The organism is Falsiroseomonas sp. CW058 (genome assembly GCF_050563535.1).
GTDB lineage: Bacteria > Pseudomonadota > Alphaproteobacteria > Acetobacterales > Acetobacteraceae > Falsiroseomonas.
Genome location: NZ_JBNXUO010000060.1, coordinates 1 through 10108, shown reverse-complemented (window position 1 = coordinate 10108; position 10108 = coordinate 1). Strand labels below are relative to the sequence as shown.

7 protein-coding genes are annotated in these 10108 nt (G+C 78.3%); 6 read left to right on the top strand and 1 reads right to left on the bottom strand.

Annotation, left to right across the window (positions count from 1 at the left end; genetic code table 11):
* Positions 1-438: 438 nt before the first annotated feature.
* Positions 439-3057 (bottom strand): SLBB domain-containing protein, encoded by a 2619-nt coding sequence (locus ACK8OX_RS24900; RefSeq protein ID WP_430666991.1) that lies wholly within the window; start codon positions 3055-3057, stop codon positions 439-441.
* Positions 3058-3341: 284 nt separating this feature from the next.
* Between ACK8OX_RS24900 and ACK8OX_RS24895 the strand changes: the two genes are divergently transcribed.
* The 6 genes from ACK8OX_RS24895 to ACK8OX_RS24870 form a co-directional block, all read left to right on the top strand.
* A complete protein-coding gene (locus ACK8OX_RS24895; protein ID WP_430666990.1) occupies positions 3342-5024 on the top strand; it encodes a heparinase II/III domain-containing protein in 1683 nt (560 codons plus the stop codon).
* Positions 5025-5064: 40 nt separating this feature from the next.
* On the top strand, positions 5065-5928 hold the full coding sequence (locus tag ACK8OX_RS24890; RefSeq protein WP_430666989.1) for a Wzz/FepE/Etk N-terminal domain-containing protein: 864 nt from the start codon (positions 5065-5067) through the stop codon (positions 5926-5928).
* Positions 5925-7169 carry an O-antigen ligase family protein gene (locus ACK8OX_RS24885; RefSeq protein ID WP_430666988.1) on the top strand — a complete coding sequence of 415 codons (1245 nt, stop codon included), beginning with the start codon at positions 5925-5927 and terminating at the stop codon, positions 7167-7169. The genes ACK8OX_RS24890 and ACK8OX_RS24885 overlap by 4 nt, the downstream gene beginning before the upstream one ends.
* On the top strand, positions 7169-7783 hold the full coding sequence (locus ACK8OX_RS24880) for a sugar transferase (RefSeq protein ID WP_430666987.1): 615 nt from the start codon (positions 7169-7171) through the stop codon (positions 7781-7783). The genes ACK8OX_RS24885 and ACK8OX_RS24880 overlap by 1 nt, the downstream gene beginning before the upstream one ends.
* Positions 7784-7913: 130 nt before the next feature.
* On the top strand, positions 7914-9065 hold the full coding sequence (locus tag ACK8OX_RS24875) for a DegT/DnrJ/EryC1/StrS family aminotransferase (protein WP_430666986.1): 1152 nt from the start codon (positions 7914-7916) through the stop codon (positions 9063-9065).
* A gap of 7 nt (positions 9066-9072) precedes the next feature.
* Positions 9073-10108: glycosyltransferase (locus ACK8OX_RS24870; RefSeq protein WP_430666985.1), on the top strand; the 1036-nt coding region annotated here is incomplete at its 3' end.

Here is a 10108-nt window from a genome sequence, read left to right as displayed (position 1 = left end):
CGCCGGCGCCGAGCGGTCCCGCGATCAGCGAGAAGCCGACCGCGGCCGCGGCGGCGACGCGGGCCGCAAGGCGCCCGGCGCGGGTGGTGCGAAGGGTGGTCCAGGCGCCATCGGGGCCGGCGCCCGCTTGCGACGGGGTCTGCATGCGAGGTTTCCTCCCGCAGGGACAGGACGGGCGGGCAGATGGGAACGCCGCGCCCTGCGCGGGGGCGCGACCGGCCGCGGGCTCGGCGGCGCGCCAGGGGACCGGGCGGTGGCGCCGCATCCCCGCCGGACCCGCCGCCCGGGGCGCGTCCATGCCGAAGAGCCCCCTTAGCGCGTCGGGACGGCGGTCGGTTCCGCGGCGCCCGGGCGCCGGTCCCTCAGCGCGCGATCGTCCTGGGTGTCCACGCCGCAGGCGGACATGCGAAGGGCGTGGATCGCCGGGCCGATGCCGGTCTAGCGCGCGCCGCGCCCCTCCCGCGCGATCACCGCCAGCGCGGCCGAGGAGATGGTGACCTGTCCCAGCACCTGCGTCAGGTCGCGGATGAAGCCCCAGGTCTCGAAGGGCGAGGGGTCCTGCGGCACGACCAGCAGGCTGCCCGGCGGCACCGCCGCGCCGCCGCCCTGCCAGGCGGAAAGGCCCGCCGGGGTGGACTGGCCGTTCGGCAGCACCACGAAGGCGCGCGAGGCATCGGCGAAGCGCTGCGGCCCGCCCGAGGCATTCAGGTAGTCCCCCGCCCGCCAGCCCGGCTGGAACTGCAGGCTGCCCGGGTTCAGCACCGCCCCCACCACGGTCACGTCGTTCGGCCGCTTCGGGATGACGATCACGTCCCCCGGCTCCAGCAGCATGTCGAGGTCGGGCCGCGCGGCGAGCACAACGGGGTTGGCCTCCACCACCATCCGCCCCGCGGCCTGTGCGCCGCGCAGCGTGGCCGCCAGTTCCCGCCCCGCCGTGATCGCGCTGCCGAGGTCCACCGCCGTGCCGCGCCCGCCCGCCACCGCCTGCCCCGCCGCGACCTGGATCAGCGAGGTCTCGAGTTCCCGCGCCGTGCGCTGGAAGCCTTCCTGCTGGCGGGCGCGCACGCTTTCCCGCGTCATCACGGCGCCATAGGCGAAGGCGTGCGGCGTCAGCCCGCCGGCCCGCGCCAGCAGTTCCGAAAGGCGTTCGCCGCGACGGATGTCGTAGGTGCCGGGCCGCACCGCCTCCCCCGCCACCGTCACGGCGCCCGCCTCGCGGTCGGTGAAGCCGCGCGGGATGCGCAGCACGTCGCGCGGGGCGAGGCGCACGGCGCGGGCGGCGTGCGCGCGCAGGTCGACCGTGCCGCGCGCCAGCGCCGCCGCGCCGCCCTGGCCCACCGGCTCGCGCGCAAGTTCCACCGCCGAGGCGTCGGCGCCGTCGGTCAGCCCCCCCGCCGCCGCCAGCACCTGGTCGAGCCCGGTGTCGGGCAGCACCGGGAACAGCCCCGGCTGCCGCACCTCCCCCGTCACCAGCACGGCGGCGTCGAGCAGGACGCCGAGCAGCGCCGGATAGTCGCGGAACACCGCCGGGCAGCCCGGCGCGCCGATGCCGGGGAAGCCCGCCCCGCGCGCATGGGCGAAGCGCACCGGCGCGCCCGCCGCCGCGACGGCGAGCTGGGTCAGCGCCGCGCAGGCCTCCCCCGCCGGCGGCTCGCCGCGCAGGGCGCGCTGCACGGGCGGGCTGGCCAGCCAGGCGATGTCGGCATTGCCGAGCACCACCACCTCGTCGCCCTCGGCCAGCGGCGGGTCCTCGGCGCCGCGCAGGACGCGCGCCAGGTCGAAGGGCACGAAGTGCCGCAGCCGCGTCTCGGGGTCGGAACGCAGGATGACGGCGAAGCCCGGATAGGGGTCGGGGCGGACCAGCAGCGGGTCCGACAGCAGGCCGCGCAGCGTCGCCCGGCCGCGGCCGGCGGCACGGGTGATCGGCGCGGCGACATGGCCGGCCAGGCGAAGCTGGTTCGCCACCACATCCGCGCCGGGCTGCACCAGCACCGAATCGCCCCGCCGCACCGGGTCGCGCGGCGTGATCTCGGTGAAGCTGCGCCGGCCCGCGGCGTCGGTGCCCTGCAGCAGGAAGCGGTTCCCGGCCGGGCGCAGCGGCTCCCCCGCGAGGCGCAGCAGCGTGGCCAACGGCACGCTCGCCACGCCGGCCGGCAATTCGTAGATCGCCGGCCGCGTCACCTCCCCCGCGATCGCGGCGATGCCGCCGAGCGGCGGGACCAGGATGCGTTCCCCCTCGTGCAGGGACAGCGCGGCGCCGGTGCCGCCGGGGGTGGCGCCGGCGATGACGGCGTAGAGGTCGATGATGCGCGTCCCCTGCGGCCCCTCCACCCGGATCGCCCGCAGCGACCCGCTGCGCCGCACCCCGCCCGCCTGCTGCAGCGCATCGAGCACGGAGGACAGCGAGGACAGCGCCTGCATCCCCGGCCGCTGCACCTCCCCCCCCACGAAGACGGCGATCTGCCGCACCTGGCCGATCGACAGGAACAGCTCGGTCCCCGGCATGTCGCGCGCCATGCGCGCCTCCATCTCCGCGCGCAGCTCGCGCAGCGTGCGGCCGGCGGCGGGGATGGGCGGCAGGTCGGGCGACAGGATGGTGCCGTCGCGCAGCACGCGCAGGTTCAGCGTGGCGCGGGTGCGGCCGCGGAAGGCCAGCACCAGCTCGTCCTCGCGCCCGATCAGGTAGTCCTCCGGCAGGGCGCCGGAAAGCTGCGGCGGCGTCGGGCCGGCGCGGAAGCTGTCATAGCCGAACTGGCGCAGCGGCTGGCCGAGCCGTTCGGCGAAGAAGGCCTCCGTGTGGGACAGCGGCGGATCGGCGGCCTCCACGGCCCCGGTGGCCGCCGGGCTGCCGGCGGGCAGCGCGGGAAGGGAGGGCGGGCGGGCGCCCTGGGCGTCCTCTATCCGCTGCCGGATCTCGGCCTGGGCAGGGGCGGGCAGGCCGGGCAGGGGCAGGCCGCGCGGCAGGGTGGGGGGCAGCAGGAACGGCGGCGCCGTGGCGGGCGTGGAGGTTCCGGGCAGCAGGGGCGGCAGCGATGGCGGGGCGATCGGCTGGGCCATGCCGGGCGGGGCCCAGGCGAGCAGGGCGGCGGCCAGGGCGGCTGCCCTGCGGCATTCCCTGCGAAGGTCCGCCCGGCATCCTGCCCAGTGTCTCAACTGAAAGGTGAAATATGAAGCCATCATGAACGACCCCGTGTAGCATGGCCGACGTTGCCATGTCAGACCAAGTCCGAAATCGCACCGGGCTCCGTCCCGGGGTTGCAGCCGGTGGCGGCCCCGCCGCGCCCGGTTGGGGGGGCGCCCGGTTCCGCCTCGATGCCGCGTGGCGGCTCGGCCCCCGGCCGGTGCTGCTGTGGCTGGCGCATCGCGCCGCCCTCCGGCTCGGCCTGCCCGGGCGCGCGCTGGCCGACCAACCGGCGCCTTCCGGGCCCTTCCTGCCGGCGGAGGCGCCGCCGGCCCCAGTGCTGCCGCCGGCTGCGGCGTCCCGCCTGCTGGATGCCGCGCGCGCCGCCGGCCCCGCGCCCGACTGGCACGGCCCCTTCGACGGGGCCGCGCCGGCGCTCTCCCTCCGGCTCGACGGCATCCGCCCGGTCTGGGAGGCGAGCCGCCTGGCCGCGCTGCCGCTGCTGGCGCAGGCCGCGCGGCTCGACTCCGCGGGCGGCCACCTGGCGCGGGCGGAGACGCTGCTGGCGGGCTGGTGCGCGGCCAACCCGCCCTTCCGCGGCCCGAACTGGGCCTGCGGGCAGGAAGCGGCGCTGCGGGCCCTGCACCTCGCCCTGGCGCTGGCGCTGCTCGGGGCGGACCGCGACCCGCCGCCCGGGGCGCGCGCGCTGCTCGTCCTCTCGGCCCGGCGGATCGCGGCGACGCCGCTCTATGCCCTGGCGCAGGACAACAACCACCCCGTCTCCGAAGCGGCCGGCGCCTTCGCCTGCGCGCTGCTGCTCGGCGGCGACACGCGCCGCCCCGCCGCCGCGCTGGCCGCGCGCGTCGCGCGCCTGGTCGCGCCGGATGGCGGCTTCGCGCAGGTCTCGGCGGGCTATGCGCGGCTGCTGCTCGACGTGCTCTCGGTCGCGGAATGGCTGCGGCGGCGGCATGGCGCGCCGCCCTTCCCCGCGCCGCTGGCCGGCCGCGCCGCGGCGCTGGCGCGCTGGCTGCACCGCCTGGTGGACCCCGCCACCGGCGGCACGCCGCCCCTCGGGCTCGAGGACGGGTCCTGCTTCGCCGATCTCGGGCTGCGCGGGCCGGATGACGCGCGCGGCAGCGTCGAACGCGCGCTGCGGCTCTTCGCCGGGCAGGGCGGGGACGCGCCGGAGGATGCGGGCTGCGCCTGGCTCGGCCTGCCGCCCGTGGCGGCGCCCGCTCCGCGCCCGGCGCGGTGGCGGGCGGCGGGGACGATGGGCTGGCAGGAGGCGGGGGCGGCCGCGGTGCTGCGGACGGGCCCGCTGCGCTTCCGCCCCGGCCAGTCGGACCTGCTGCACCTGTCGCTGCGCGACGGGGCGGAGTGGATCCTGCGCGACGGCGGCACCGGCAGCTACGACCCGCCGGCGCCCTGGTGGTGGCCGGCGCTGTCCGGCGCCGCGGGGCACGATGCCGCGATCTTCGACGGGGTGGAGCCGATGGCGCGCGCCGGGCGTTTCCTGCTGGCGCGCTGGCCCGCGCTGCGCCCCCTGCCCGACGGCGCCGCCCTGCGCGACGCGCACGGCAACCGCCAGCAGCGCCGGGTCCGCGCGGAAGGTCGGTGCTGGACCGTGGAGGACCGCCTTTCCGGCCCGTTCCGCACCGTCGCGCTGCGCTGGCGCCTGCCGCCGGATGCCTGGCGGCTGACCGGCACGGGCCTTGCCGGCCCGCGGGCCCGCATCCTCGTCACCGCCGATGCGCCGCTGCGCCTGTCGCTGCGGCAGGGCTGGGAAAGCCCCGCGCCGGGCCGGATCCGCGCGGTGCCGGTGCTGGTGGCGGAGGCCGCGGCGCCGGTCGGCACCATCGTCACGCGCATTCTGCTGCCGGGGCGGGCGGATTGCGTTGCGTGATCGCAATATCATAGGTTCCCGCGGGGAAGACGGACGCGAGATGGCGATCGAGGATCTGCTGGCGCAGCTCTGGCGCCGCCGCTGGCGCGTGGCGCTGCTGACCCTGCTGTTCCTGGGTGGCGGCGGTGGCGCGATCCTCGCCCTGCCGCGGTCCTACGTGGCGGAGGCGGTGGTCGCGCCGTCGGAGACGACCGGCATCGCCACTTCCGCGCTGCTGTCCGGCGCGCTGCCGCCCGGCAATGTCGTCGATGCGCGGCCGGCGGGGAACTTCGCGATCTATCTCGGCGCGCTGCGCTCGGCGGAGGCTGTGGCGATGCTGGCGGCCTCCACGCCGCTCGTCGCGCAGATCGCCGAGCGGCGGGCGGCGCCGCCGCTCGGCGATCTGCGCCGCGCGCTCGGCCTGCGGATGGAAGCCGATGCGGACGACCTGCGGGACTGGCTGGAGCGCAACCTCGGGGTCACGCAGACGACGGGCGCGGTGACCTGGACGCTGACGCTGGCGCATCGCGACCGCGACGGCGCGCTCGACGCGCTGTCGCGGCTGCACGCCTTCGCCGAGGCGAAGGTGCGCGCCGACCTCGCGCAGATGGCGCGCCGCCGCGTCGCCGCGCTGGAGGAACGCCTGTCGCGCGAGCCCGACGTCTACATCCGCCAGTCGCTCTACGAGCTGCTCGCGCAGCAGCAGCGCGCGGGCGTGGTGGTGGCGGCGGACGAGGCGGTGGCGGCGCGGCTGGTGCAGGCGCCGATGGTGGAGCGCCGGCCCTCGCTGCCGAACCGCCCGCTGCTGCTGCTGCTGCTGGTGGTGGCCGCGCCGGTCGCGGCCGCCGCCCTGGTCGCGGCGGCGGTGCTGTTCCGCGCCCCCGCCGCCCGCCGGCCGCTGGCCGCGCCGGGGCCGGCGGAGTGACCGGCGCGGCCCTGGCGGCGCCCGCCATCTCCCCCGGGGCGGGCGTCGTCGCGGCCGGGGCGGGCGCGGCGGCGGCGGTGATGCAGCTGGCCGGCGCGCTGAAGACCGCGCCGCCCCTCGCCGCGCTGCCCTTCGACCTGACGCTGCTGGCCTTCGCGATGCTGCTGCCCTTCGCCACGCTGCTGGCCGCGACCCGGCGCTGGCATGTCGATCCCGCCATCGCCCTGCCCGTCGCCGCGGCGGCGCTGCTGTGGCTGTGGCTGGTCGTCGCGGGAAGCTGGTCGCCCTCGCGCCTGGTGGCGGCGCGCAAGCTGCCGGACATCGCGCTCCTCGCGCCGGCCATGCTGGCGGCGGGGATGCTGGTGGGGGCGGATGCGGGCGCGCGCCGCGCCTTCTGCGCGGTGACGCTGGCGATCGGCGCGGGCCTCGGCGGCGTGGTCGCCTGGGGGGCGCTGGTCGGCTGGGCGCCGCGTGTCGCCGCCGATGCCGAACTCGCCAGGCTGCAGTACCAGGTCGCGGGCCTCGCCATGGCCATGGCCGGCGGGCTCGCGGCGCTGCGGGCGGCGGAGGCGCGCGGCCCGGCGCCGGCGCTGGGCTGGTCGGCGGTGGTGCTCGCCCTCGCCGCGGCGGCGATGCTGCCGGGGGGGCGGGCGGCGCTCGGCTCGCTCGGGCTCTGCGTGGCGGCGGTGCCGGCGCTGCGGCTCTGGCTCGGCGGGCGGCGCGGGGCGGCGCTGCTGTGGCTTGCGGGCTGCGGCGCGGTCGCGGCGGTGGCGCTGGCGGGGCTGCTGCTGCGGCCGGGCCTGGCCGACGGGCTGCGCACGGTGCGGCGCCTGGCGGAGGACGGGCCGGGGCTCGACACCCGGCTCGGCCTCTGGTCCGCGGCGCTGGGCTGGGCGGGGCAGGCGGCCCCCTTCGGGCTCGGCACGGGCGGCTTCTCCATCGCCGCGGGCTTCGGCGAATGGCGCGGCCGCTACCCGCACAACCACCTGCTGGAAGCGATGGCGGAAGGCGGGCTGCCGGGGCTGGTGCTGTGGCTGGCGGCCTTCGGCGGCGCGGCGCTCGCGGCCGGGCTGCTGCTGCGCCGCGTGGAGCCGGGCCGCGCGGCGAGGATCGGCGCTCTGGCGCTGCCGGTCGCGGCGTCGGTGATGGTGTCCACCGACCTCGGCAACCGCATGGCGTGGTTCGCGCTCGGCCTCGGGCTCAGCCTCGGCCTTCGGGCCGCCGCGCCGGCGCGCGCCTGATGTACGAACGTTTCGGCAAGCGCGGGCTCGACCTGCTGGCGGCCGCGGCGGCGCTGCTGCTGCTCGCCCCGGTCATGGCGGCGGTGGCGCTGCTGGTGCTGTGGCGGCTCGGCCGGCCGGTGATGTTCGTGCAGCTGCGCGCCGGGCGCGGCGGCCGGCCCTTCCGGATGTTCAAGTTCCGCTCCATGGCGGAAGGCGATGCGCCGGATGCCGCGCGGCTCGACGGCTTCGGGCGGCGCCTGCGCGCGAGCGGGCTCGACGAATTGCCGCAGCTGGTCAACGTGCTGCGGGGGGAGATGAGCCTGGTGGGCCCCCGGCCGCTGCCGCTGTCCTACCTTCACCACTACTCGGCGCGGCAGGCGCAGCGGCTGCGGGTGCGGCCCGGCATCCTGGGCCCCGGCGTGGCGGCGGGGCGCAACGCGGTGCCCTGGGCGGCGCGGCTGGAACTCGGGGCGGAGTATGCCGGGCGGCCGCCGACGCTGGCACGCGACATCGGCCTCGCGCTGCGCAGCCTGCTGGTCTGGGCGACCGGCCGCGGCGGATCGGCGCCCGGCCATGCGACGATGCCCGCCTTCCGCGGCGGGGAAGGGGAGGAAGGCGGGCCATCCCGTTGAAGACCGTGGCGGGGCTGCGCGCGGCACTTGATCTGTTAACGGAACATGACCCATTCTGATTGCGATAGACGAGAGGTTCATCAACCTGTCGGTTCACGTTACCCGCACCCTCGCCGGCGCGGCGGGGGTGGTGCCCTTCCCCCAGCGCCCCCCGTCGCGGCTGCCGCTGTCGCCGCCGCAGCTCGTCGGGACCGAGCTCGACAGCCTGCGCGCAACGCTGGAAGCCGGCTGGCTCGCCCCGGCGGGCCCCGCCCCCGCCGCCTTCGAGGAGGCGGTCGCCGCGCTGACGGGCTTCGCCGGCGCGGTCGCCACCTCCTCCGGCACGGCGGCGCTGCACCTGGCCTATCGCGTGCTAGGCGTGCAGCCGGGCGACGAGGTCTGGGCCCCCTGCATGACCTTCGTCGCCACCGTCGCGCCGGCGGTGCAGATGGGCGCGGTGCCGCGCTTCCTCGACGTGACGGAACGCGGCTGGACGCTCGACCCCGACCTGCTGGCCGAGGAATTGTCGCGCGCGGCGCGGCGCGGCCGGCTGCCGCGCGTCGTGGTGCCGGTCGATCTCTACGGCCAGTGCTGCGACCTTGCCGCCATCCACGCCGCCTGCGGCCGCTGGGGCGTGCCGGTGTTGTGCGACAGCGCCGCGGCGATGGGGGCCGAGGGGCGGGAGGGCCGTCATGCCGGGCGCGGCGCGCGGCTCGCGGTGTTCAGCTTCAACGGCAACAAGATCGTCACCGCCGGCGGCGGCGGGATGCTCGTGGGCGACGACCCGGCGCTGCTGGCCCGCGCCCGGCAGCTCGCCGGCCAGGCGAAGGAGCCGGCGGCGCATTACGAGCACGAGACCACCGGCTACACCTACGGCATGTCGTCGGTCCTCGCGGCGGTCGGGCTGGCGCAGCTTCCGGCGCTGCCGGCCCGAGTGGCGCGCCGGCGGGAGGTCTTCGCCACCTATGCCGCGGCGCTCGGCGCCCTGCCCGGCATCTCCTTCATCGCGGAGCCCGGCTGGGGCCGCGCCAATCGCTGGCTGACCGTGGCGCAGGTCGCCCCCGCCGCCTTCGGCGCCGACCGGGAAGCGGTGCGCCGCGCGCTGGAGGCGGCGGGGATCGAGAGCCGGCCGGCCTGGAAGCCGCTGCACCTCCAGCCCGCCTTCCGCGACGCGCCGCAGGCGGGGGGCGCCGTCGCCGCGGCGCTGTTCGAACGCGGGCTCTGCCTGCCCTCCGGCAGCGGGATGAGCCCGGCCGAGCAGGCGCGGGTGATCGACATCCTGCGGGGCTGTGGCCGCGGATAGGGCCGGCTTGCTGCGCATCCTCTACCTGCACCAGCATTTCTCGCGCCCCGAGGGCAGCGCGCCGGCGCGGTCCTTCCTGCAGGCGCGGGCGCTGGCGGCGGCGGGGCATGCGGTGACGCTGGCCTGCGGCCGCTATGCCGGCGCGACCACCGGGCTTGCCGGCCCGTTCCGCCGCGGCCGGCGGTCCGGCGCGATGGACGGCTTCCGCGTGGTGGAGTTCGACATCCCCTGCGGCAACGCCCAGCCGCTGCCCGAACGCGCGCGCGCCTTCCTGCGCTTCGCCGCCGGCGCCACCGCGCTGGCGCTGCGCGGGCGGTGGGACGCCATCCTCGCCTCCTCCACCCCGCTGACGGTGGCGGTCCCGGCACTCATCGCCCGGCGGCTGCGCGGCACGCCCTTCGTGTTCGAGATCCGCGACCCCTGGCCCGAACTGCCCCGCGCCATGGCCGCGATGGGCGGGCCCCCGCGGCCGGTGCTGGCGGCGATGGGGTGGCTTGCGGATGCCGCCTGCCGCCGCGCCGCCGCGGTGGTGGGGCTGACGGAAGGCATGGCCGCCACCGCGCTGGCCCGCGGCGCCGACCCCGCGCGGGTCGCGGTGCTGCCGCAGGGCGCCGACCTTCGGCTGTTCGGGCCGCATGTCGCGCCCTGGCGGCCGGCGGGCGTGGCGGCGGGGGACGTGGTGGCGGTCTATGCCGGGGCGCAGGGCCGCGCCAACGGGCTCGACCTGCTGCTCGACGCGGCGGCGCTGCTGCGGGGGCGGGGGGTGCGGCTGCTGCTGGCGGGGCAGGGGTCGGAGGCGCCGCGGCTCGCCGCCCGCGCGGCGGCCGAGGCGCTGCCCGTCACCTGCCTCGGCCCGCTGCCGCGGCCGCGCCTGGCGGGGCTGCTGGCGGGGGCCGATCTCGGCCTGCTGTGCCTGGCCGACGTGCCGGGCTTCGCCGAATGGACCGCGCCGAACAAGCTGGCGGAGGGGCTGGCGGCGGGACTGCCGATGGTGGCCAACGTGCCCGGCCGCGCCGCGCGGCTGCTGGAAGGGGCGGGCTGCG